General features: G+C 70.3%; 21 protein-coding genes. 10 read left to right on the top strand and 11 right to left on the bottom strand.

The window, feature by feature from the left end; translation table 11 throughout:
- From ABZY11_RS31140 to ABZY11_RS31130, 3 genes are all read left to right on the top strand, one after another.
- The coding region (locus tag ABZY11_RS31140; protein ID WP_356482345.1) for an A24 family peptidase at positions 1–573 on the top strand (573 nt) is incomplete at its 5' end.
- Positions 574–625: 52 nt separating this feature from the next.
- A complete protein-coding gene (locus tag ABZY11_RS31135; protein ID WP_356482344.1) occupies positions 626–1,432 on the top strand; it encodes a class I SAM-dependent methyltransferase in 807 nt (268 codons plus the stop codon).
- 68 nt (positions 1,433–1,500) lie between these two features.
- Positions 1,501–1,959, top strand: coding sequence for a hypothetical protein (locus tag ABZY11_RS31130; RefSeq protein ID WP_356482343.1), 459 nt, complete (start codon positions 1,501–1,503; stop codon positions 1,957–1,959).
- 32 nt (positions 1,960–1,991) lie between these two features.
- On the opposite strand, the gene ABZY11_RS31125 is transcribed toward ABZY11_RS31130, so the two are convergent.
- A complete protein-coding gene (locus ABZY11_RS31125; protein ID WP_356482342.1) occupies positions 1,992–3,143 on the bottom strand; it encodes a winged helix DNA-binding domain-containing protein in 1,152 nt (383 codons plus the stop codon).
- A gap of 51 nt (positions 3,144–3,194) precedes the next feature.
- Between ABZY11_RS31125 and ABZY11_RS31120 the strand changes: the two genes are divergently transcribed.
- Positions 3,195–3,752: a hypothetical protein gene (locus ABZY11_RS31120; RefSeq protein WP_356482341.1), complete on the top strand. Its 558-nt coding sequence runs from the start codon at positions 3,195–3,197 to the stop codon at positions 3,750–3,752.
- A 205-nt stretch (positions 3,753–3,957) separates the two neighbouring features.
- Here the strand turns inward: ABZY11_RS31120 and mgrA are convergent, their stop codons facing one another.
- The gene (gene mgrA / locus ABZY11_RS31115) at positions 3,958–4,998 is read right to left on the bottom strand and encodes an L-glyceraldehyde 3-phosphate reductase (RefSeq protein ID WP_356482340.1); all 1,041 of its coding nucleotides are present in this window, start codon (positions 4,996–4,998) and stop codon (positions 3,958–3,960) included.
- 193 nt (positions 4,999–5,191) lie between these two features.
- Between mgrA and ABZY11_RS31110 the strand changes: the two genes are divergently transcribed.
- The 4 genes from ABZY11_RS31110 to ABZY11_RS31095 all read left to right on the top strand — a co-directional run bounded on the left by ABZY11_RS31110 (position 5,192) and on the right by ABZY11_RS31095 (position 10,273).
- A complete protein-coding gene (locus tag ABZY11_RS31110; protein WP_356482346.1) occupies positions 5,192–5,953 on the top strand; it encodes an isoprenyl transferase in 762 nt (253 codons plus the stop codon).
- 297 nt (positions 5,954–6,250) lie between these two features.
- Positions 6,251–7,573, top strand: coding sequence for a PhoH family protein (locus ABZY11_RS31105; RefSeq protein WP_356482339.1), 1,323 nt, complete (start codon positions 6,251–6,253; stop codon positions 7,571–7,573).
- 390 nt (positions 7,574–7,963) lie between these two features.
- Positions 7,964–8,668 (top strand): lytic transglycosylase domain-containing protein, encoded by a 705-nt coding sequence (locus tag ABZY11_RS31100; RefSeq protein WP_356482338.1) that lies wholly within the window; start codon positions 7,964–7,966, stop codon positions 8,666–8,668.
- A 135-nt stretch (positions 8,669–8,803) separates the two neighbouring features.
- Positions 8,804–10,273, top strand: coding sequence for an AI-2E family transporter (locus tag ABZY11_RS31095; protein ID WP_356482337.1), 1,470 nt, complete (start codon positions 8,804–8,806; stop codon positions 10,271–10,273).
- Between the two features lie 82 nt (positions 10,274–10,355).
- Here the strand turns inward: ABZY11_RS31095 and ABZY11_RS31090 are convergent, their stop codons facing one another.
- Complete coding sequence (locus ABZY11_RS31090) at positions 10,356–10,889, bottom strand: alkyl hydroperoxide reductase (protein WP_356482336.1); 534 nt, start codon at positions 10,887–10,889, stop codon at positions 10,356–10,358.
- Positions 10,890–10,901: 12 nt separating this feature from the next.
- Entirely contained in the window at positions 10,902–11,456 is a 555-nt protein-coding gene (locus ABZY11_RS31085; protein ID WP_259934020.1) for a peroxiredoxin, read from the bottom strand.
- Positions 11,457–11,587: 131 nt separating this feature from the next.
- Between ABZY11_RS31085 and ABZY11_RS31080 the strand changes: the two genes are divergently transcribed.
- Positions 11,588–12,556, top strand: a complete 969-nt coding sequence (locus ABZY11_RS31080) for a hydrogen peroxide-inducible genes activator (RefSeq protein WP_356482335.1) — start codon at positions 11,588–11,590, stop codon at positions 12,554–12,556.
- A 51-nt stretch (positions 12,557–12,607) separates the two neighbouring features.
- Here the strand turns inward: ABZY11_RS31080 and ABZY11_RS31075 are convergent, their stop codons facing one another.
- The 5 genes from ABZY11_RS31075 to ABZY11_RS31055 form a co-directional block, all read right to left on the bottom strand.
- Positions 12,608–15,007 carry an FtsX-like permease family protein gene (locus ABZY11_RS31075; protein WP_356482334.1) on the bottom strand — a complete coding sequence of 800 codons (2,400 nt, stop codon included), beginning with the start codon at positions 15,005–15,007 and terminating at the stop codon, positions 12,608–12,610.
- Positions 15,004–15,690, bottom strand: coding sequence for an ABC transporter ATP-binding protein (locus ABZY11_RS31070; protein ID WP_356482333.1), 687 nt, complete (start codon positions 15,688–15,690; stop codon positions 15,004–15,006). The genes ABZY11_RS31075 and ABZY11_RS31070 overlap by 4 nt, the downstream gene beginning before the upstream one ends.
- The gene (locus ABZY11_RS31065; RefSeq protein WP_356482332.1) at positions 15,687–16,211 is read right to left on the bottom strand and encodes a PadR family transcriptional regulator; all 525 of its coding nucleotides are present in this window, start codon (positions 16,209–16,211) and stop codon (positions 15,687–15,689) included. Before ABZY11_RS31065 ends, ABZY11_RS31070 begins: the two co-directional genes overlap by 4 nt.
- A gap of 70 nt (positions 16,212–16,281) precedes the next feature.
- Positions 16,282–16,527 carry a hypothetical protein gene (locus tag ABZY11_RS31060; protein ID WP_356482331.1) on the bottom strand — a complete coding sequence of 82 codons (246 nt, stop codon included), beginning with the start codon at positions 16,525–16,527 and terminating at the stop codon, positions 16,282–16,284.
- The gene (locus ABZY11_RS31055; RefSeq protein WP_356482330.1) at positions 16,524–17,495 is read right to left on the bottom strand and encodes an SPFH domain-containing protein; all 972 of its coding nucleotides are present in this window, start codon (positions 17,493–17,495) and stop codon (positions 16,524–16,526) included. The genes ABZY11_RS31060 and ABZY11_RS31055 overlap by 4 nt, the downstream gene beginning before the upstream one ends.
- Positions 17,496–17,717: 222 nt before the next feature.
- Between ABZY11_RS31055 and ABZY11_RS31050 the strand changes: the two genes are divergently transcribed.
- Positions 17,718–19,958, top strand: coding sequence for a transglycosylase domain-containing protein (locus tag ABZY11_RS31050; protein WP_356482329.1), 2,241 nt, complete (start codon positions 17,718–17,720; stop codon positions 19,956–19,958).
- A gap of 85 nt (positions 19,959–20,043) precedes the next feature.
- On the opposite strand, the gene ABZY11_RS31045 is transcribed toward ABZY11_RS31050, so the two are convergent.
- Positions 20,044–21,513 carry a catalase gene (locus ABZY11_RS31045; protein WP_356482328.1) on the bottom strand — a complete coding sequence of 490 codons (1,470 nt, stop codon included), beginning with the start codon at positions 21,511–21,513 and terminating at the stop codon, positions 20,044–20,046.
- A gap of 158 nt (positions 21,514–21,671) precedes the next feature.
- Positions 21,672–23,489 (bottom strand): ATP-binding SpoIIE family protein phosphatase (locus ABZY11_RS31040; RefSeq protein ID WP_356482327.1); only part of this gene is annotated, 1,818 nt, incomplete at its 5' end.

Genomic DNA, 23,489 nt, shown 5'->3' with positions numbered 1-23,489 from the left:
GACGGTACGGACAGCCCGCGGCCCGCCGCGCGTTACGCCCCCGGCGTCCTCGCCCCCGTCGTCACCGCGCTCTCCTGCGCCGTCCTCGCGGCGGCCACCGGGCTCCGCCCCGAACTGGCCGTCTGGCTGCTGCTGGCGCCCGTCGCCGTACTCCTGGCGACCATCGACCGCCGCGTCCACCGGCTGCCCGACCGGCTGACCCTGCCCGCCGCCGGGGCCGTCGCCGTACTCCTCGGCGCCGCCGCGCTGCTCCCCGAGCACGGCGGATCCTGGCTGTCCGCCCTGCTCGGCGGAGCCGCTCTCGGCGGCTTCTACTTCGTGCTCTTCCTCATCAACCCGAACGGAATGGGCTTCGGGGACGTCAAGCTCGCCCTGTCGCTGGGCATGGCCCTCGGCTGGTACGGCTGGGCCGTGGTGTTCGCCGGAGGCTTCGCCGGGTTCCTGCTCGGAGCGGCGTACGGGTTCGGGCTGATGGTCCTCAGGCGGGCCGGACGCAAGACCGGCATCCCGTTCGGCCCGTTCATGATCACGGGCGCGCTGCTGGGCATGCTGCTCGGCGCACTGGCTGCCTGACCCCGCCGTATTGCGGTCGCGCCGCCCGGTGCCCGGCTGACACCATTCCCGTATGTCCAAAGCCCCCGAAGAAGCGGCAGCCGAAGCAGAACGCGCCCGATTCGAAGCCCTCGTCTTTGAGGCGGCCGCCGTCTCCGTCGACGGCTGGGACTTCTCCTGGCTCGACGGCCGGGCCACCGAACAGCGCCCCTCCTGGGGCTACGCCCGCGCCATGGCGGACCGCATGGGACGGGCCGGGGCCGCGCTCGACATCCAGACCGGCGGCGGCGAGGTCCTCGCCTCCGCACCGAAGCTGCCGCCGCTCACCGTCGCCACCGAGTCCTGGCCGCCGAACATCGCCCGCGCCACCGCGCTCCTGCACCCGCGCGGCGCGGCCGTGGTCGCCGACCAGGACGAGCCGCCGCTGCCGTTCGGCGACAACGCCTTCGACCTGGTGGTCAGCCGACACCCGGTGACCACCTGGTGGACGGAGATCGCGCGGGTGCTCACCCCCGGCGGCACCTATTTCTCGCAACAGGTCGGCCCGGCCAGCGTCTTCGAGCTCGTCGAGTACTTCCTCGGGCCGCAGCCCCCCGAGGTGCGGGCCGCCCGCGACCCCGGGCAGGCGCGGGCGGCGGCCGAGGCGGCCGGGCTGGAGGTCGTCGATCTGCGGACGGAGCTACTGCGCACCGAGTTCTTCGACATCGGCGCCGTCGTCTACTTCCTGCGCAAGGTGATCTGGATGGTGCCGGGCTTCACCGTCGAGGAGTACCGGCCGCGGCTGGCCGAACTGCACCACCGGATCGAGACCGAGGGGCCGTTCGTCGCCCACACCACCCGATTCCTGATCGAGGCCCGCAAACCGGACGCCGGACCCTGAGTCGCACCCGCCGCTCACGGCCGGAGGATGCGACCCTGGACGGTGAGCGCCTGGGGAAGGATCTGTCCATGAGGGTGGGGAACGAGGAAGAGGCACCGCGGGTCCCGCGGCAGGGGAGGGCCGACTGGCTCAGGGGTGTACGGATCGTCGGGGTGCTCGGTGTCTTCTACCGGCCGGAGGGGCGGCTGGGGGAGCCGGAAGCCGTCGAATTCCTGCTGGCCGACGGTCAGTCGCTGCTTCTGACCTGCGCTCCCGAGTGGACCCTGCGCATCGGGCCCGGCGCCTGGCCGAGGCTGCCCGACTGGTGCGTACCGTCGGGGCAGTGGGAGTTCGCCGCCGTGTCGAACCTGCCGGAGCCGCCCGAAGGCGGCTGGACGGTCACCCGCACCGAGGAACGCGGGGACGAGAACGGCCAGGTGCGCGAGGTCGTCATCCGCTGCGAGGGCGGCAGCTTCGTGGTCATCGGCGGCGACACCGTGGCGATCCGCTTCACCCGGGGCCACCGCGGCGCACCGGCGACCACCTGAGCGCGCCGCCGGCATCCGGCGTCGCGCACGCCCTACGCGTGCGCTCCCACCGTCACCCTGCCCACCGTCAGCTCCGCGTTCCCTTCGAGCACCTCGCCGACCCGTGCCACCTGCGCCTCCAGCTCCCGCAGCTGCCCGGCCGTCAGCGGCGCCAGCGGTTCCACGGTGACCGCGATCCGGCGGCCCGAACGCCGCTGGTGCCACACCCCGGCGGCCGTGCCGTCGACCAGCAGCACCGGGAAGTTCCCCGCCTGGCCGCCTGCCAGCGCACGCGTGTACGCCGCGCCGGGGAAGAGCCGCTCGCGCGGCTGGGACGCGATGAGGAAGGCGTCGAAGTAGGGGAGCAGCCGCACCCCGCGGACCGGTTCCGCCGAGAAGCCGGTGTCGCCCGCCACCACCCAGGCCGGGCCGTCCTCGTACGTCACCTGCTCGATCTCCCCGCGTGCGGCCGTCCCCGCGAACAGCTCCGCGGCCCATCTCGGAGGCAGCGCGAGCCACTTCGCGAAGTGCGCGGGCGTGGCGGGTCCGTACGCGTGCAGATAGCGGCGTACGAGACCGGCGAGCGCCTCGGGTCCGTCGAGCGGTACGACGCCGGGGCGGGTGTAGGTGACCTTGCGGCCGCGATCCGGCGCGAAGCACAGCACACCGCGGTGACCCGCCAGATGCATCACCTGCCGCCAGCGCGGCCACATGCCCTGGAACGCGGGCATCACCGGGTCCCCCGCCCATGCCCCGGCCCGTTCCACCACCGCCTCGGAGAGCTCGTCGACGGTCAGCTCGGCCCCGGTCAGCGCGTCCTCGATCGCGGCGAGCACGGTCTCCGTCTGCTCCGGCGTCATCCGGGCATCCTTGGCCGGCGCGTTCCGCCCGGTCGGCAGGGCGGACAACGCGCCTGTCCACAGCGGGAGTTCGGCCATCGGCAGCAGATGGACGGTGCCACGCGGCCCGAAGGTCTTGACCAGGGTGCGGTCCTTCCACAGCGCGCCGCGCACATCGGTACGGGTCACGCTCGTAGTCCGCAGCCCGACGGAGAGCTCGGCCGCCGAGAGCACCTGGGCATGCGCGGCCGGCAGCGCGGCCACCACTTCGGCCGGGGTGCGGCGACCGGGAGCGGCGAGCCCCTGGCGTTCCATCCGGCGGGCGTTCGCGGCGGTCCAGGTCACGGTTGCGGTTCGGCTCGTCATGACGGGGAAACTAGCGGCCCATCAGGTCAGCTCCTGTCCCATACTCGGCCCATGACCTCTGCGAGACGTACGGCCCGGATACTCGCCGCAGCGACGGCGCTCGCCCTCACCCCCGTCCTCGTCGGCTGCGGCACGGAGCGGGCCGGAACCGGGACCGGAGCCGGAACCGGGGCCGGGGCCGAGGTTCCCGGCCCGAGCGGCAGCCCGCCCTCCGAGGGCGCCTCCCCGTACGCCGAACCGGTCGACGGAAGCGACGCGTCGAAGTACCGGGAGAACCACGCCTTCCAGTCCACCGCCGAGCTGACCCCGGCCGACCGGGCCAGGGGCGAGGCCGAGGTGAGGAAGGTCAAGGCCGGGCTGGCCGGGATCGCGGAGGGCCGCAGGGCCACCGAGCCCCGGATCAGGGAGGCCCTCACCGGCCTGGGCTACGGCCCCGGAGCCATCTCCACCGGCACTTTCGGCCCGCACCGCAACACCTTCGTCCTCGACCTCGGCACGATCTGCGTCGAGGGCGCGCTGGACGGCGTGGTCAACGGGCTGGTCACGGCCGAGGCGCACGGCAAGTACTTCGAAGGAACCGGCTGTGTGAAGCCGGTCGGCGGCCACTGAGCCGTCAACCGGACGGCATGCGCGCAACGGAGTCCGGTGAATCCGGAGAGTGATTGTGGAGTGGCGTGGCACGCAGCATCACTTACGAAGGGTTATGGTGGAAACCCCCCCTCGGGCCGGTCCGTATCCCCCCCCCACGGACCGGCCCGTTTTTTGTCGGCCCGCGGCGCCGGCCGCGTACCGGCCCCGCGAAACCGCCCGTTGGTCAGCCCCGTCCGGCCCAGATGTTGGCGCCCGCGGTGTCCACGGCGAAGGTGTCGATCTCCTTCAACTCATCGGCCGACAGCGGCTGTCCGCCGAGCGCCGCGACGTTCTCCTCCAGCTGCTCCACGCTCGACGCGCCGATCAGGGCGGACGTCATACGGCTGTCGCGCAGCACCCAGGAGAGCGCCAGCTGGGCGAGCGACTGGCCGCGCCGGCGGGCGATGTCGTTCAGCCCGTTCAGCCGGCGCACCACCTCGTCCGAGAGCAGACCCGGATCCAGGGACTTGCTCTGCGTGGCGCGGGAACCCTCCGGGATGCCCGCCAGGTACTTGCCGGTGAGCAGCCCCTGGGCGAGCGGCACGAAGGAGATGCAGCCCATGCCGGCCGTCTCCAGGGTGTCGAGCAGGTCGTCGTCCTCGATCCAGCGGTTGATCATCGAGTAGGACGGCTGGTGGATCAGGGCCGGTACACCCATCTCCCTCAGCAGCCCGGCCGCCTCGGCGGTCTGCTCCGCGTTGTACGAGGAGACACCCACGTACAGCGCCTTGCCCTGCTGGACGGCGGAGGCCAGGGCCCCCATCGTCTCCTCCAGCGGGGTCTCCGGGTCGAAGCGGTGGGAGTAGAAGATGTCGACGTAATCCAGCCCCATCCGCTTCAGCGAGGCGTCGAGCGACGACAGCAGGTACTTGCGGGAACCCCATTCGCCGTACGGGCCGGGGTGCATCTCGTAGCCGGCCTTGGTGGAGATGATCAGCTCGTCCCGGTACGGGGCGAAGTCCTGGTGGAACAGCTTGCCGAAGTTGAGCTCGGCGGAGCCGGGCGGCGGCCCGTAGTTGTTGGCCAGGTCGAAGTGGGTCACGCCTAGATCGAAGGCGCGGCGCAGGATCGCCCGCTGGGAGTCCAGCGTGCGGTCGTCACCGAAGTTGTGCCAGAGGCCGAGGGAGACGGCGGGCAGCTTGAGACCGCTGCGGCCGGTGCGGCGGTACTCCATGGAGTCGTAGCGCGAACCGGCGGCCTGGTAGTAGAGAGGGGAATCAGTCACGTTTCTCTCCTTATCACGGACTTGTGACAGGCCGGGTTGGGCCGGTGCGCCGCCTGCGCAGTAATGTGGCGGCTTCGGGGACTGCCACGGCACGGCGGGGCGATGGACCCTGTGGACCAGTGCGGCGATCCCCAGGGGGACGACCCCGGGCAATGGGGCGGGCGGGCCCGCACGGAACCGAGAGGTGAACTCAGTGAACTTGCGCGACCTGGTGTACGGGCTCTACGCGCGCCGGGTGGAGGCCCGCCTCGACCACACCCAGGTGCCCAAGCACATCGGTGTCATCCTCGACGGCAACCGGCGCTGGGCGAAGGCGTCCGGCGGCACGGCCGCGCAGGGGCACCAGGCCGGCGCGGACAAGATCAAGGAACTTCTCGGCTGGTGCAGCGAGACGGATGTGGAAGTCGTCACGCTCTGGCTGCTCTCCACGGACAACTTCGACCGGCCCGAGTCCGAGCTGACGCCGCTCCTCGGGATCATCGAGAACACCGTGCGCGACCTCGCGGCGGACGGCCGCTGGCGGGTCCACCACGTCGGCACGCTCGACCTGCTGCCCGCCCACACCCAGACGGTGCTCAAGGAGGCCGAGCAGGCCACGGTCGGGGTCGACGGAATACTGGTCAATGTCGCAGTCGGCTACGGCGGGCGCCAGGAGATCGCCGACGCGGTCCGCTCGCTGCTGCTGGACCACTCCGCCAAGGGGACGTCGTTCGAGGACCTGGCGGAGATCGTCTCCACCGACCTGATCTCCGAGCACCTCTACACCCGGGGCCAGCCCGACCCGGACCTGGTCATCCGCACCAGCGGAGAGCAGCGGCTGTCCGGCTTCATGCTCTGGCAGAGTGCGCACTCCGAGTACTACTTCTGCGAAGTCTTCTGGCCGGCCTTCCGCCGCGTCGACTTCCTGCGGGCCCTCCGGGACTACGCGGCCCGCCACCGCCGCTACGGCGGCTGACCCACTTCGGCTCACCCGCCTGCCCCAGGTCGGCATGGCTTCGCGCGTTCGAGGGAATACCCCTGACAGGTCGACGTCCGGTCAAAAACCAGGCGGACGTCGTGTCCAAGTGAGCGGCATGGAGTCCGCTCGCCCGGGAGGCCCTTTGCACACGAAGGACCGTACGAACAACGCGGCCGACGCGGAGGGCCGGTACCCGGCCCGTGCTTCGGGGCCCGAACCCGGCCCGTCCTCTCCCATTGGGATGCTCCGCGACACCGTCGCACCCCAACCTCGTCCGAGGGGGTACGTCCTTCCGTGGTGACCAGCACAAAGCGCCGCATGCCCGACAGGCGCACCTATGTTCTCGACACCAGCGTCCTGCTGGCCGATCCCAACGCCATGGCCCGGTTCGACGAGCACGAAGTGGTGCTCCCGATCGTCGTGGTCACGGAACTGGAGGCCAAACGGCACCACCCGGAGCTCGGCTACTTCGCCCGGCAGGCCCTGCGCCTGCTGGACGACTTCCGGATCCGTTACGGCCGGCTGGACGCCCCGATCCCGCTCGGGGATCTGGGCGGGACGCTGCGCGTCGAACTCAACCATTCCGACCCCGGCGTACTGCCGGCCGGCTACCGGTTGGGGGACAACGACTCACGGATTCTCGCGGTCGCGCGCAACCTCCAGGCCGAGGGGTACGACGTCACCGTCGTCTCCAAGGACCTGCCGCTGCGCATCAAGGCATCCTCGGTCGGCCTCCTCGCTGAGGAGTACCGCGCCGAACTCGCCATCACCGACTCCGGCTGGACCGGCATGTCGGAGGTCCCGCTCTCCGGCGAGCAGGTGGATCTGCTCTACGGGGAGGAGACGCTGTACGTACCCGAAGCCGCCGAACTGCCCGTGCACACCGGACTGGTCCTCCAGTCCGAGCGCGGCAAGGCGCTCGGCCGGGTCACCGCCGAGGGCAATGTGCGCCTGGTGCGCGGCGACCGGGAGGCCTTCGGCATCCACGGCCGCAGCGCCGAACAGCGCATCGCCCTCGATCTGCTCCTGGACCAGGACGTCGGCATCGTGTCGCTGGGCGGCCGGGCCGGCACCGGGAAGTCGGCGCTGGCGCTCTGCGCCGGTCTCGAAGCCGTCCTGGAGCGCAGGCAGCACCAGAAGGTGATGGTCTTCCGCCCGCTGTACGCGGTCGGCGGGCAGGAACTGGGCTACCTCCCCGGCACCGAGGCCGAGAAGATGAGCCCCTGGGCGCAGGCCGTCTTCGACACGCTCTCGGCGGTGGCCGGGCGCGAGGTCATCGAGGAGGTGCTGGGGCGCGGGATGCTGGAGATCCTGCCGCTCACCCACATCCGGGGCCGCTCGCTGCACGACGCCTTCGTGATCGTCGACGAGGCACAGTCGCTCGAACGGAACGTACTGCTGACCGTGTTGTCCAGGATCGGGGCGAATTCCCGGGTGGTGCTCACGCATGACGTGGCCCAGCGGGACAACCTCAGGGTCGGCCGGTACGACGGAGTCGTCGCCGTGGTCGAGAAGCTGAAGGGCCATCCGCTCTTCGCGCATGTCACCCTCACCCGCTCCGAGCGCTCGCAGATCGCCGCACTGGTGACCGAAATGCTGGAGGAAGGCCAGATCTGATACGGGATACGACAGTTGGTGCCGCCCGGCGAGCGCAGCAGCTTAGCCGGGCGGCATCGTGCTGCGGCACCATTTCCGTAAATCACTTGCTCCGAACGAGGTGTGAGCTTTCACACGCAACGGAGAATTGCTTCCCGGTGCGCCGTTCCGGCAGAGTCTTGCTTCCGTCAGGCCCCGCATACGGCACACCCGCACCTCCAGAGGTGCCACGCACCACACAACTCAACAATCGCCGTCCGTATGCCGCCCGCGAGCACTACGCGGCACTCCCTCCGGGGAGTCGCCCACCGGGCCCGTGCCTCCCGTGACCCAAGCAGTAGGGAGGCCAGCGCCAGGGGCACGATTGCGTCCGCGAGGTCACCTAAGCGGGCGATGCTGGAAGGACACCGTGTGAGCCGGATCTCGGTCCGGGGGTTCGCCGTGGCATCTGCCACAGCCGTAACCACCGTTGGCGCCGTCGTAGGCGTTGCTTCGGGCAGCACTCCCGCTGCCGACGACAACAACTTCGAGGCGACCGCAGCCGACACCACGCTGCTCGCAGACATCCCCGCGGGCCAGCAGGCCCAGGTGCAGACCGCCTCGCTGACGCAGCAGGCCGACGCCCAGGCCTCCGCGGCCGACGCGGCCGCGAAGAAGTCCGTGGAGGAAGCGGCCCGCATCCAGGCCGCCAAGGACGCCAAGTCGAAGAAGGCGGCGGCCGAGGACAGGCTGGAGAAGGAGCGCCAGGAGAAGAAGGAGCGCGCCGAACGCGCCAGCCGCTCCTCGGTCCGCAGCGCCTCCGCCTTCGCCACGCAGAGCTCGTACACCGTGGCCGAGGTCCAGGCGATGGCCCGTCAGATGGTTCCTGGCGACCAGTTCCAGTGCTTCAGCAACATCGTGAACCACGAGTCGACCTGGAACTACCGGGCGAGCAACCCGTCTTCCGGTGCCTACGGCCTCGTGCAGGCGCTGCCCGGCTCGAAGATGTCGTCCGCCGGTGCCGACTGGCAGACCAACCCGGCCACCCAGATCAAGTGGGGCCTCAACTACATGGACGGCCGCTACGGCAGCCCGTGCGGTGCCTGGTCGTTCTGGCAGGCCAATCACTGGTACTAGAACCTCCGAGGTTCCGGTCCCGAGCGTGCAGAGCCCCTCACCGTCCTACGGTGAGGGGCTTCGCGCGTGTACGGTCGATCCGGACCGCTCGGCGGGGGAGCGGTGGGGAGAGAAAACGGGGGAAGAGGAACGATCATGTCGAAAATTCCGGGGTGGCTCGGCCGGCTGGGCGCCGAACTGACCGAACTGGGCGATCGGCTGGAGCAGCGCAGGGACGAGGCCGTGGGGGACGAGGCCGCGGGGACCGCGTTGCCGGTGACCGCCTCCGCCGCGCCCGCCGGGTCCGGGCAGTCCGGGTCCGGGCCGTCCGGAGCCGTGTCGTCCGGAGCCGTTCGGGACGAGGAGGCCCGGCGTGGTGCCGCGGCCGACCATGTGCCGCCGCCGCCCTCGTACGCCCCTTCCGTCGCCGCCCGGCCCGATCCGGTCGCGGCGATCCCCTGGGGGATGCGGGTCGCGGCCGAGGCCGGCTGGCGGCTGCTCGTCCTGGCGGGCACCCTCTGGGTGCTGATGAAGGTCATCAGCGCCGTGCAACTGGTGGTCCTGGCCTTCGTCGCCGCGCTGCTCGTCACCGCGATGCTGCAGCCGACCGTCGCCCGGCTGCGGCGCCAAGGGCTGCCGCGCGGTCTGGCCACCGCCGTCACGGCGATCCTGGGCTTCGTCATCATGGGCCTGGTCGGCTGGTTCGTGGTCTGGCAGGTCATGGACAACCTCGACACCCTCTCCGACAAGGTGCGGGACGGTATCGACGAGTTGAAGCGCTGGTTGCTGGACAGCCCCTTCCATGTCACCGAGCAGCAGATCAACGACATCGCGAAGAACCTCAGCGACACCATCGGCACCAACACCGAGCAGATCACCTCCGCCGGACTGGAGGGCGTCACCGTGATGGCGGAGGTCCTCACCGGGATACTGCTGGCGATGTTCTCGACGCTCTTCCTGCTGTACGACGGAAGGCGCATCTGGCACTGGGTGCTGAAGCTGGTGCCGGCCCAGGCCCGGCCGGGTGTCGCGGGCGCCGGGCCGCGCGCCTGGCGGACGCTGACCGCCTATGTGCGGGGGACCGTCATAGTCGCGCTGATCGACGCGATCTTCATCGGGCTGGGGATCTTCTTCCTCGATGTGCCGATGGCGGTGCCGCTGGCCGTCTTCATCTTCCTCTTCGCCTTCATCCCGCTGGTCGGTGCCGTGATCTCCGGGGCGCTCGCGGTGGTCGTCGCGCTGGTCACCGAGGGCGTGTTCACCGCCCTGATGGTGCTGGCGGTGGTGCTCGCCGTGCAGCAGATCGAGGGCCATGTGCTGCAACCGTTCATCCTGGGACGCGCGGTGCGGGTGCATCCGCTCGCCGTCGTCCTCTCGGTCGCCGCGGGCGGCATGATCGCGGGCATCGGCGGCGCGGTCGTCGCGGTGCCGCTGGTCGCGGTCACCAATACGGCGGTCGGCTATCTACGGGCGTACGGGCAGGAGCAGGCCCTGCGATACGCGCCGTCCCCACGTGGGGCGACCGCGGTCGACGTCGCCCCGACGCCCGCGCCGGGATCACCGCCCGAGGACATCGACTACCGGGACGACGCCGTCGGCGGCACCAGGAAAGGGCTCGGCAAGTAGGGCCCACGGGCACAAGGGAGAAGGGCCCCGGGGACGGTCGGTCGTCCACGGGGCCCTTCTCGTACAAGGGGTACTGCTGGTCCTACTCGGCGAGCACGGCCTCGGCTTCGAGGGTCACGCCTACCGCCTGGATCACCGAGGCGATCTTTACGGCTTCCTGAATGGTCTCACGGTCCACGCCGGCCTTGCGCAGCACCTGCTCGTGGGAGTCCAGGCACTGGCCGCAGCCGTTGATCGCGGAGACCGCGAGCGACCACAGCTCGAAGTCGACCTTCTCCACACCGGGCTTGCCGATGACGTTCATCCGCAGGCCCGCACGGAGCGACGCGTACTCGGGGTCCGACAGCAGGTGCCGGGTCCGGTAGAAGACGTTGTTCATCGCCATGATGGCGGCGGCCGACTTCGCGGCGGTGTACGCCTCCGCGGAGAGGTTGGCCTTCGCCTCGGGCTCCAGCTCGCGCAGCACCTTCGGCGAGCGCGAGGCGATCGCGCAGGCGAGGACGGTGCCCCAGAGCTGCTGCTGCGGCAGTTCGCTGTTCCCGATGACCGAACCGAGGTTCAGCTTCAGGTCCTTGGCGAAGTCCGGAACGGCGGCCTTCAGTTCGTCGAGTGCCATGTCGCTGTCAGCTCACTCGCCCGAGAGGAGGGCGACCGGGTCGAGGGTGTTCTCGCCCTTGGTCCAGTTGCACGGGCACAGCTCGTCGGTCTGCAGGGCGTCCAGGACCCGCAGGACCTCCTTGGGGTTACGGCCCACGGAACCGGCGGTCACCATCGTGAACTGGATCTCGTTGTTCTGGTCGACGATGAAGACGGCGCGCTGGGCGAAGCCGTCCTCGCCCTCGATGCCGAGGTCACGCATGAGCTCGTGCTTCGAGTCGGCCATCATCGGGAAGGGCAGGTCGGTCAGGTCCGGGTGGTCCTTGCGCCAGGCGTGGTGCACGAACTCGGAGTCACCGGAGAAGCCGAGGATCTGGGCGTCACGGTCGGCGAACTCTTCGTTCAGCTTGCCGAAGGCGGCGATCTCGGTGGGGCACACGAAGGTGAAGTCCTTCGGCCACGCGAAGACGATCTTCCACTTGCCCTCGTAGGTCTTGTGGTTGATCTGCTCGAACTCCTTGCCGCTCTCCAGCGAGACACAAGCAGTCAGGTCGAACTCGGGGAACTTGTCACCGACAGTGAGCACGCGCTCTCCTTGTAGCGTAGGAACTCCCTTTTGCGGGATTTCCTGAGGGTTGGACGGAGTCCACCTTGGCACAGAGTGCATTGATCACGGAAATAGCTACACTTGGCTGCGGTGATCGGAGGTGCCTATCAGTGGCTCAGAGCAATCAGGGCAGTCGGCCCAAACAGCCCAGCCTCTCGCAGCTGCGCGCCTTTGTGGCCGTCGCGGAATATTTGCACTTCAGGGACGCCGCGGCGGCAATCGGGATGAGTCAGCCGGCGCTCTCCGGGGCCGTTTCGGCACTGGAGGAGGCACTGGGTGTCCAGCTCATCGAGCGTACGACGCGCAAGGTGCTGCTCTCGCCGGCCGGGGAGCGGCTCGCGGTGCGGGCCCGGGCGGTGCTGGAGGCCGTCGGTGAGCTGATGGAGGAGGCCGAGGCGGTCCGGGCGCCGTTCACCGGGGTGCTCAGGCTCGGGGTGATCCCGACCGTCGCCCCGTATCTGCTCCCGACGGTGCTGCGGCTGGTCCACGAGCGCTACCCCGAGCTCGACCTCCAGGTGCACGAGGAGCAGACCTCCTCGCTGCTGGAGGGGCTGGCCGCGGGAAGGCTGGATCTGCTGCTGCTCGCGGTACCGCTCGGGGTGCCGGGGGTGACCGAACTCCCGCTCTTCGACGAGGACTTCGTGCTGGTGATGGGGAAGGACCACTGGCTGGGCGGGCGTGCCGACATTCCGCGCGAGGCGCTGCGCGAGCTGCCGCTGCTGCTGCTCGACGAGGGGCACTGCCTGCGCGACCAGGCCCTGGACATCTGCCGGGAGGCCGGGCGCACGGAGGGCGCGCCGGTCACCACGACCGCGGCCGGGCTCTCCACGCTGGTCCAGCTGGTCGCCGGCGGGCTCGGGGTGACGCTGCTGCCGCGTACCGCGGTGACGGTCGAGACCGGCCGCAACGACGCGCTGGCCACCGGGTACTTCGCGGAACCGGCACCGTCGAGGCGGGTGGCGCTGGGGATGCGTACGGGGGCGGCGCGGCACGAGGAGTTCGAGGAGTTCGCGGCGGCGCTGCGGGAGGCGATGACGGTGCTGCCGGTGCGGGTGACGGCCGGCCCGCACGGCGACTGAAGGGGCGCGGCCCCGCGGGACCGTACCCCTTCCGTCCTCACCCCCGCGCAGTCACTCCGTGCGCAGGCCCTCCGGCCGCATCATGCGCCACAGCGGCGGCAGGGAGAGCAGGGAGACCAGGAGGATGAGGGCCGCGCCCGCGCCCGCCATCGGCAGGAACAGGAACCAGTCGGATACCTCCTTGCCGACCATCCAGCACAGGGTGGCACCGAGGGCGAGGCCGCCGGCCACCGCCACCGCCAGCCCGATGACCACCGGGATCGCGGTCTGCCACAGCACCGACCAGCCGAGGGTGACCCGTCGGGTACCGAAGGCGACCAGGACCGACAGCAGCCGCTTGCGCTCACGCAGCTGCTCCAGCTGGGAGACCAGCATGGACGCGGCGATCAGCAGCAGGGTGGCGGTCGCGCCGACCTGGAGACCGGTCTGAATGCTCGCGTACTGCCGGTCGCGCTCGACCGAGTTCAGGGTGACCAGGCGCATGCCGGGGTCGATCCGCGCCGCCGTGTTGCGCACGTACTCGGCGGCGTCCGGGACGCGTTCGTCGATGCGGATCTGCGAGACGGTCTGGGCTCCCGGCAGGGTCTGCGCGTCGATCGCTCCGGGCGTGACCATGATGCCCCAGCGGTTCTCGCCGAGCGGATCGGGCCGGCTCTCGACGGTCGGGGTGTCGGCCGGCAGCGTCCAGAGCAGTGGCTTGCCCCGGCCGTAGGTGTCGAACTCGACCACCTTGCCCTTGCGGGCGGTCTCGTCGACCCACCCGGCCTGTCCCTTGTCCTTGGGGTGGACGACGAAGGTGTCGCCGTCCCGGCAGGACGTGATCCGGGCGAGCTCGCGCAGGGTCGCGCAGTCCCCGACGCTGAACGAGGTGGTGGGCTGGATCTCGTCGTCCGTGTACGTTCCCGGCTTGGTCGCGTACGCCTCGACGGTGCCGATGACCTTGATGACGCCCTTGGTGGCGCGGAGCTCCTTGATCGTGTGCAGGGCGGCGTCGCCGCTGACGATCTCGGAGGCGGCGTAGATCTGGGCGCGGGACGGGTCCTGGCCGGTGATCTTGTTGAAGTCGTCGTTCATCGCGGCGAACAGCATCTGCAGGGCCACCGCCCCGGCCACGGCGACGGTGACGCCGCTGACCGCGCGGGAGGCCGCCCCGCTGCTCAGCTGGAGCCGGCGGGTGGCCAGCTGCCAGGGGACCGGGCCGCCGTGCAGCCGCTTGACGCAGGCCTCGACCAGCCAGGGCAGGAGCAGGGCCAGCCCGACCAGGACCAGCACCGCACCTCCGGCGACCGGGTACGGGTTGACGGGTCCGTACTCCTCGACCTTGCCGGTGAGTCCGAAGACCGCGAGCCCGGCGACCGGCAGCAGCAGTCGCCACCAGAGGCGGCGCCTGCGGCTGCGGCCGTTGCGTACGACGCCGAGCGGCTCGATGACCACGGAGCGCATGGCCGCCAGAGTGACGAGCACCCCGGTGAGCGGAACCGCGAGGGCGATCAGCACACACAGCCGGGCGTCGGGGGCCAGGTCGGAGGGGAAGGCGCTGACGTCCCAGATCTCGACGTAGCCGACGAACTGACGCCCCGCCAGGAACATGGCCAGCCCGATGAGGAGGCCGAGCACCGAGCCGAAGAGTGCCTCACCGGCCGCGATCCGGCGGGTCATCCGGATGTCCGTACCGACCAGGCGCAGGGCGGCGAGCCGGAGGTCGCGGCGGTCGCCGCCGAAGCGCACGGCGGTGGCGATGAAGATGGCCACCGGGACCAGCAGCACCACGCAGATCATGATGATCAGCACGATGAGCAGGGGCGACAGCGGTTTCGCGGGTCCGGGATCGCCGTAACCGGACAGCCGGTGGCCGCCTGTGTCGGGGGTCAGGGTTTCGCTGCCCGCGTAGTACAGCAGCTCGCCGGGCGAAACCAGGCCCGCGTCGGAGATCGTGGCGGTCACCTTGTACGGCAGCCGCTCCTTCAGCAGCGCGTTCCGCGGGGAGTCGAGGAGGTCCTTGAGCGCGGGGGAGACCGCCATCTCCCCGGGGGCGGGAAGTTCGCCGATCCCCGGGGGGAGCACCGGGTGGGCACCGTCCGCGCGCATGAGGAAGCCCGCGATGGACCGATCGTGGTACTCGGTCCCCGCGTCGATCCGCAGGACCGTGCTGTCCGACTTCTTCGCCGACGTGTCGGGGGAGTCCGAGATCTTGGTCTCGGCACGGGCCTTTTCGCGTCCGGACCGCTCGTCGAGCAGATGCGGTACGGAGGCGGCGACGAGCAGGAGGGCCACGCCGAGGCCCACGCCGACCGCGGTGAGCAGGGTGCGGGTCCACCCCTCGCGCCCGCCGGCGGCCGCGAAGCGGATGCCGAGCCCGAGATCGCGCACCCAGGCCGGGGTGCGGGAGCGGGGGGCCGCCGGCTGCTCCGCCGGAGCGGCCGGGGTCTCCTTCCGGTCGAGCAGTGTCATACGGCGTGCTCCAGGTCGCGGGCCCGGCCGTCGCGCACGGTGACATCGCGGTCGGAGTACGCGGCGACGCGGGCCTCGTGGGTCACCAGCACCACCGCTACGTTGGCGGAACGGGCTGCCTCGGTGAGCAGCTGCATGACCCGCTCGCCGTTGAGGGAGTCCAGGGCGCCGGTCGGCTCGTCCGCGAAGATCACCTTCGGTGACGCGGCCAGGGCGCGGGCCACGGCCACGCGCTGGCCCTGGCCGCCGGAGACCTCGCCGGGGCGCTTCCCGCCGATGTCGTCGACCTCCAGGCGCTCCATCCACTGCAGGGCGGCGCGCTCGGCGGCCTTGCGCCGGGTGCCGTTCAGCCTCAGCGGCAGAGCGACGTTCTCCACACAGGTCAGCTCCGGGACGAGCTGGCCGAACTGGAACACGAAGCCGAATTCGCTGCGGCGCAGGGCGCTGCGCTCGGCGTCGGACATCGCGGACAGCTCGCGCCCGGCGTAGGTGATGGTGCCGGAGTCCGGGGTGATGATCCCGGCGAGGCAGTGCAGCAGGGTGGACTTGCCGGAGCCGGAGGGGCCCATCACGGCGACGACCTCGCCGGGGTGGACGGAGAACGAGGCACCGTCGAGCGCGGGGGTCGGCCCGTAGGTCTTGTGCAGATCGTGGGCGGCGAGCAGGGAGCCGGCGGGGATCAAAGGGCCACCACCTTCGCGAGCTGGCCGAGTCGCGCGGCGGTCAGTTCCAGCCAGCGCAGATCGGCTTCGAGGTGGAAGAGGGCGTGGTCGCAGATCAGCTGATCGGCGAGGTCGCCCTTGCGCTTGCGGTCGGTGAGGATGCGCATGAGGCGCAGGTGCTCGGCGCGCTGGGTGTCCAGCAGGGCCTCGGCGCTGCGGCCGGTGAGCAGGGCCAGGACGACCTTGGTGTAGAGCGTCGACTGGAGGTACGGCTCGGGCTTCTCCGGCTGCGCGAGCCAGGCGCCGACATCGGTGATCCCGGCCTCGGTGATGGCGTACCGCTTGCGCTCGGGGCCGCCGCCGCTCTCGACGCCGTCGACCTCGACGAGGCCGTTCTTGAGCAGCCGGGACATGGTCGAGTAGACCTGGCCGTAGTGCAGCGGGCGGTCGTGGCCGAACTTCTCGTCGAACGCGCGCTTGAGGTCGTAGCCGTGGCGGGGGCCGGACTCCAGAAGTCCGAGCAGGGTGTGGCCGATAGACATGCCAAGCACTATACACGGCATGTATACCTTCGATGTATAACGGGGGATCCCGGCCCCTGGACCCCGGTGCTCAGTCGCCGGGCGGGCCCGACGCGTCCTTCGGGGGCCGCCCCCGGCGGGGGATCGGACGTGCTGTGCCCGGCAGGCGACCCGCCTCCGCCAGCGCCCTGCGCAGCAGGAACTCGATCTGGGCGTTCGCACTGCGCAGCTCGTCGGAGGCCCAGCGGGCCAGCGCGTCGTGCACCGCCGGATCCAGCCGCAGCAGCATCTGCTTGCGCTGCGGCGGAGTCCGGCGTGCCGGGGTCTGTTCGGTCACTGGTAAAGAGTGCCCGTGTTCAGGACCGGCTGCGCCGCGCGGTCACCGCACAGCACCACCATCAGATTGCTGACCATGGACGCCTTGCGCTCCGCGTCGAGCTCGACGATGTCCTGCTCGGCGATCCGGGTGAGCGCCATCTCGACCATGCCGACCGCGCCCTCGACGATCTGCTGTCGGGCGGCGACCACCGCGCCGGCCTGCTGGCGCTGGAGCATCGCGGAGGCGATCTCGGGGGCGTACGCGAGATGACTGAAGCGCGATTCGATGATCCGTACGCCGGCGGCCTGCACCCGGGCGGTGAGCTCCACGGCCAGCTTCTCGGTGATCTCCTCCGCGTTGCCGCGCAGCGAGAGGCCGCCCTCCTCGTGGGCGTCGTACGGGTACTCGATCGCGATGTGCCGGACGGCCGCCTCGGTCTGGGTGGCGACGAACTCCAGGAAGTCGTCGACCTCGAAGAGCGCCTGCGCGGTGTCCTCGACTTTCCAGACGACGATCGCGGCGAGCTCGATCGGGTTGCCGTAGGCGTCGTTGACCTTGAGGACCGCGGTCTCGTGGTTGCGGACCCGGGTGGAGATCTTCCGGCTGCTGGTGAGCGGGTTGATCCAGCGCAGCCCGTCGGTGCGGATGGTGCCGACGTACCGGCCGAAGAGCTGGATCACCCGGGCCTCGCCCGGTGCGACCATCTTCACACCCGTCATGCAGAAGAACGAGGCGATGACGAGCAGGACGCCGAAGATGCAGACCGGGACGCCCAGGCCGTTGTTCCCGTTCGAGCCGACGACGCCGCCGACGATCGCGAGGCCGATGCCGGCGATCACCCCGAACACGGTCAGCAGCAGGCCGAGGCCGCCCGGGATGCTGTGCGCCGTCACCTCTCTCACCTGGGGTTCGGGCATCTGTGGGGCGTCGGGCGTGAGGTCGGCGGCAAGGGTGGTCACATCGTGCGGATTGCCGTGGTCGGGCATGGAATCCCCCGTTTCGAAAGACTGACTCGGTGCTAGCAATGTGATTACACATTACCTGGATTGGCAACCTTGGGCACCCTTCATGAGTCGGTTCCCTTGAGAATGGGTGCTGATTGTCACGTCCGCAAAAGACCGCATCGCTTGCTTTCTGTCCTCGCCGACGGTGTTAGCTGGCTGGGCTGAGCTGATCTGGTCGAGCAGAGAAACAGGAGCAACACAGCGATGGGTCGAGCGGATGCGCGACGAGCCCAGCGGCGCGGAGCGCGGCGGGCTGCGAAGAGCGGCGGCATACGCAGACTCTTCACCTGGAAGAAGATGCTGGGCACCTTCTTCGGGTTCTGCCTGCTGATCATGGGCGCCTTCGTGGCGCTCTACATGTACGTGGACATCCCGAAGGCCAATGCCCTGGCCGAGCGGCAGAGCAACGTCTACCAGTACAGCGACGGGACGCTGCTGACCCGGACCGGCGACGGCGGGGTCAACCGCCAGATCGTGGACCTGGCGGAGGTCCCCAAGAAGGTGCAGCACACCTTCGTCGCCGCCGAGAACAAGACGTTCTACGACGACGAGGGCATCGACCTGAAGGGCACCACCCGAGGCATCCTCAACACGCTCAGCGGCAAGGGCAAGCAGGGTGGCTCGACCATCACCCAGCAGTACGTGAAGAACTACTACCTGACGCAGGACCCGACGATCTCCCGGAAGCTCAAGGAGCTGGTGATCTCCCTCAAGGTCGACAGCAAGAAGAGCAAGGACTTCATCCTCGCCGGGTACATCAACACCGCGTACTACGGGCGGGGCGCGAGCGGTATCCAGGCCGCCGCGCAGGCGTACTACGGGGTAGACGCCAAGGACCTCAACGTCTCCCAGGGCGCCTACCTGGCCTCCGTGCTCCAGGCCCCCAGCCAGTACGACTGGCAGTCCGCGACGCCGACCGGCAAGAAGCTGGTCAAGGACCGCTGGGGCTACACCCTCGACAACATGGTCGAGATGCACTGGCTCGACCAGGCCGAGCGCGACAAGCTCCAGTTCCCGGTCCCGGACAAGCCCAAGCCCGCCAAGGGCATGGAGGGCCAGACCGGTTACCTCGTCGAGGCGGCCAACAAGGAGCTGGAGAAGCAGGGCGTCACCGCGGAGATGCGGCAGGCCGGCGGCTGGACCTTCACGCTCAACATCGACAAGAAGCGGCAGAAGGAGCTGGAGAAGTCCGTCGACCGCCAGCTGGAGTCCAAGCTGGACCGCAAGAACAACAAGGTCGACGCGACCGTCCAGGCGGGGGCCACCTCGGTCGACCCGAAGACCGGCGCCGTCGTCGCGCTCTACGGCGGCGTGGACTACGTCAAGCACTACTACTCCAACGCCACGCGCCAGGACTACCAGCCCGCATCGACCTTCAAGCCGCTGGTGCTCGCCTCCGCGCTGGAGAACGAGTCGAAGACCCAGGACGGCGACCTGATCGGCGTCAACACCCGCTACGACGGCACCAGCAAGCGGCCCGTGGTGGGCAGCGACACCCCGTTCGCCCCGGAGAACGAGGACGACCGGAGCTACGGCGACGTCACCGTGCAGACCGCGATGAACAAGTCGATCAACTCGGTCTTCGCGCAGATGGTCGTCGACGTCGGCCCGCCCGCGGTGAAGAAGACCGCGCTGGAGCTCGGCGTACCGGACAAGAACTTCCCCGAGCGCCCCGCCATCACGCTCGGCACGATGAACGCCTCGACCTGGGACATGGCGGGCGCGTACGCCACGCTCGACAACCACGGCAAGAAGGTCACCCCGTTCATCGTGAAGTCGGCCAAGCACCGTGATCGGACGGTCGAGCCGGTCGAGGGCATCGGCAGCCAGGTGATCAGCCGCAAGTCCGCCGACACCGTGACCTCCGCCCTGACCGGCGTGGTGGACAGCGGCTCAGGCCAGGCGGCCGACACCTCGGCGTACGAGGCGGCGGGCAAGACGGGTACGTCGGAGAACAACAAGTCGGCCTGGTTCGCCGCCTACACCCCGGAGCTCACCACCGTCGTCGCGCTCTTCGGCGAATCGCCCAAGGAGGGCGGCGGCCAGGTCAGCCTGACCGGCACGGCCAACTCCGGCCGGGCCAACGGTGGCGGCTTCCCGGCGCAGATCTGGGCGGACTACACGCTCGGCGCGCTGGGCGGCGGCTCCAGTGCCCAGTTCGACCTGGAGGACGTCGAGCGCGGCGAGGTCACCGTACCGACCACACCGCCGACGACCCCCTCGCAGTCGGCGAGCACCGACACGACTCCGTCCCAGTCGCCGGACATGCCCTCGCAGAGCCCGAGCGACTCGCCCAGCCAGTCGCCGAGCCAGTCGCCCGAGGCGCCGCCGAGCCAGTCGCCGGACGTGCCGCCGCCGAGCCAGTCCCCGGGCCTGCCGGGTGACGGACTGAGCTCGGGCCGCCCCGGCCATGACAGCAGCAACAACAACCCGCTCAGCCAGTGAGCGCGTGACGGGGCAGTGAACGCATGGTTCAGGGGCGGTGCCGGCCGGCACCGCCCCTGAACCATGTCTCCCGCGTACGGCGGTGTCAGCCGCCGTTGACCTTCTTGGCGACCCGGTCGCCGAGGTCCTTGTCCACGTTGCGCCAGTACTGGAGCGAGCGCTCCAGGACCGGGGCGCTCACACCGTCCAGCAGATGGCCGGAAATGTTGCCCACCAGCCGCTCGCGGGCCGCGTCGTCCAGGACCTTGCGCACCATCGTGCCCGCCTGGCCCCAGTCGTCGTCCTCGCTGTGCAGCTTGTACGCCTCGTGGACCATCTCGCCCGCCGTCGCCCAACCCGCCGGGTCACCGTAGCGCGCGGTGTCCGCGGCCGGACCACCGTAGGAGTTCGGCGCGTAGACCGCCCCCGTACGGCTCGGCTCGTACCGCATCGGGCCGTCCTTCGCGTACGAGTTCCGGCCGAACCGCGGGCGGTTCGGGGGCAGTTGCGCGTAGTTCGGGCCGATCCGGTACCGGTGGGTGTCCGGGTACGAGAAGAGCCGGCCGAGCAGCATCTTGTCGGGCGACGGGCCGATGCCGGGCACCAGGTTCGACGGCTCGAAGGACGCCTGCTCGATGTGGACGAAGAAGTCCTCCGGGTTCTCGTCGAGTGTCATCCGGCCGACTTCGATCTCCGGGTAGTCGGCGTGCGGCCACACCTTCGTGAGGTCGAACGGGTTGAACCGGTAGTCCGGAGCGTCGTCGAACGGCATGATCTGGACGTACAGTGTCCAGCTCGGGTGGTCGCCGCGCCTGATCGACTCGAACAGGTCGCGGCGGTGGACGTCGCCGTCGACACCGGCCATCCGGTCGGCCTCGTCCTGCGTGTAGAAGTCGATGCCCTGGTCGGTCTTGAAGCGGTACTTCACCCAGAACCGCTCGCCGCCAGCGTTGATCCACATATAGGTGTGCGAGCTGTAGCCGTTCATGTGGCGGTACGTCTTCGGGATGCCCCGGTCGCCCATCAGCCACGTCACCATGTGGGCGGACTCGGGGGACAGGGTCCAGAAGTCCCACTGCATGTCGTGATCGCGCACCGCGCTGTCCGGGCGGCGCTTCTGCGAGCGGATGAAGTCCTGGAACTTCATCGGGTCACGTACGAAGAAGATCGGCGTGTTGTTGCCGACCATGTCGTAGTTGCCCTGCTCCGTGTAGAACTTCAGGGCGAATCCGCGGGGGTCCCGCCAGGTGTCGGGGGAGCCCTGCTCGCCGGCGACCGTGGAGAAGCGGGCGAGCATGGCGGTCTGCTTGCCCGGCTGGAACAGGTCGGCCTTGGTGAACTGGCTTACGTCATTGGTCACCCTGAAGGTGCCGTAGGCGCCGGATCCCTTGGCGTGGACCACTCGCTCGGGGACCCGTTCACGGTTGAACTGGGCCATCTTCTCGATGAGGTAGTGGTCCTGGAGCAGGATCGGTCCATCGGATCCGACAGTGAGCGAGTGCTCATCGCTCTCCACCGGGATTCCGGCGTTGTTCGTGGTGTACGGGGTGTTCTTGGTCTTCGATTCCTCGGACACGAGCGTCCTCCCGTCGGTGGGGGTTTCGGTCAGGCCGTCTCGTTCACGACTGAAGTCAAACCCGCCGACAGGAGGTCGGCAACATTTCGCTAACGTACGTACGGGGCTCCGCCCCGTGTCCGTTCCGGCCCTTTCCGCCGGAATCTTCGACGGCCCCTCTACTGGCCCCTGGCCGGCATCTCGAACCAGACCACCTTGCCGGTCGAAAGGCGCGTCGCCCCCCACCGCCTGGCCAGCCGGTTCACCAGGAACAGGCCGCGGCCGCCCTCGTCCATGTCACGCGCCCGGCGCTGCCGGGGCAGCTGCGGGGAGTCGTCGCCGACCTCGCAGCGCAGGATGTCGGTGCGCAGCAGCCGCAGCGTCACCGGTCGCTCCGCGTAACGGACGGCGTTGGTCACCACCTCGCTGACCAGCAGCTCCACCGAGTCGGAGAGATCGTCCAGACCCCAGCGGCCGAGCGCGCGGCGGGCCAGCCTGCGGGCCCGGCCCGGAGCGGTCTCCTCCGGTTCAAGGTGCCAGTACGCGACGTCGCTCGGCGCGATCCCGTCGAACCGGGCGGCGAGCAGCGCGATGTCGTCGTCCCGGTCCCCCGGGCCGAGCATGTCCAGGACGTCGTCGCACAGCGCCTCCAGCGGCGGCGAGTGGTCCGGGCCGGTCAGCCGGGCGGTGGCGGCGAGCCGTTCGCGCAGCTGCTCGATCCCGGTCCAGACGTCCCGGAGCCGGGACTCCACCAGACCGTCGGTGTAGAGCAGCAGCGTGGCCCCCGCGGGCGCGTCCAGCTCGACCGCCTCGAAGTCCACCCCGCCGACCCCGATCGGGGCGCCGGGCGGCACCCGCAGCACCTCCGCACGGCCGCCCAGATGAAGCAGGACGGGCGGCGGATGCCCCGCGTTGGCGATGGTGATCCGGTGCGCGACCGGGTCGTAGACCGCGTACAGGCAGGTCGCCATGCGGTCGCTGCCGAGCCGCTGCGCCTGCTCGTCGAGGTGGTGCAGCACCTCCTGCGGCGGCAGGTCGAGCCCGGCGAGGGTCTGAGCGGTGGTGCGCAGCTGCCCCATGATCGCCGCGGACGTCATGGAGTGGCCCATGACGTCGCCGACGACCAGGGCGACCCTGCTGCCGGGCAGCGGGATCGCGTCGTACCAGTCGCCGCCGACCCGGGCCGTCTCGGCGGCCGGGAGATAGCGGGAGGCGAGCCGGACGCCGGTCGGCTGCGGCAGCGAGTCGGGCAGCATGGTGCGCTGGAGCTCGTCGGCGATGTACGCCTCGCGTCCGTACAGCACGGCCTTGTCGATGCCGAGCGCGGTGTGCGTCGCCAGCTGGGCCGCGACCAGCAGGTCGTTGGACTCGAAGGACGGCCGTTCCGTCCCGCGCAGGAAGACGGCGGCGCCGATCACCCGCCGCCGGCCGCGCAGCGGGGCGAGGATCGCGCGGTGTCCGGTGGGCACGGTCCGGCCGGCGCCCAGCAGTTCGGGCAGCGCGGCGCGGGCCGCCGCGGAGTCCCCGAAGACCGGCCGCACGCCGCGCAGCACCTCGGCCAGCGCACCGCCCGAGCGGACCTCGCACAGCTCGGCCGCGGGCGTCAGATCGCCGTGCGGATCGATGACGGGCAGCCGCAGGCGCTCGGTCTCAGACGAGCTGTCCGTCTCCTCCTCGCTCAGCCGCAGCCGGTCGGACCGGCGCAGCCGCAGCACGAACGGGGAGACCGGCCGCTCGTCACCGACCGGCAGCGGGTCGCGGAGGTAGACCAGTATGGCGTCGGAGAACGTCGGCACGCTGGCCCGGCACAGGCCCAGCACGATCTCGTCCAGGTCTATGCCGCGGGCGATCCGCCGGGTGGCGGCCCCGACGAAACGCAGCCGGTCGCCCTCGCGACGGACCGCGGCCTGTGGGTCGAGTCCTGCGGGGCCGGTGCTCGCCGCGGGAGTCGCGGGTCCGGCTCCCGGCGCGGTGGCCGGGCCGGGGATCGCGGCGGC

This window comes from Streptomyces sp. NPDC006510, assembly GCF_040611955.1.
Classification (GTDB): domain Bacteria; phylum Actinomycetota; class Actinomycetes; order Streptomycetales; family Streptomycetaceae; genus Streptomyces.
This window is presented reverse-complemented; position numbering and strand designations above follow the sequence as displayed.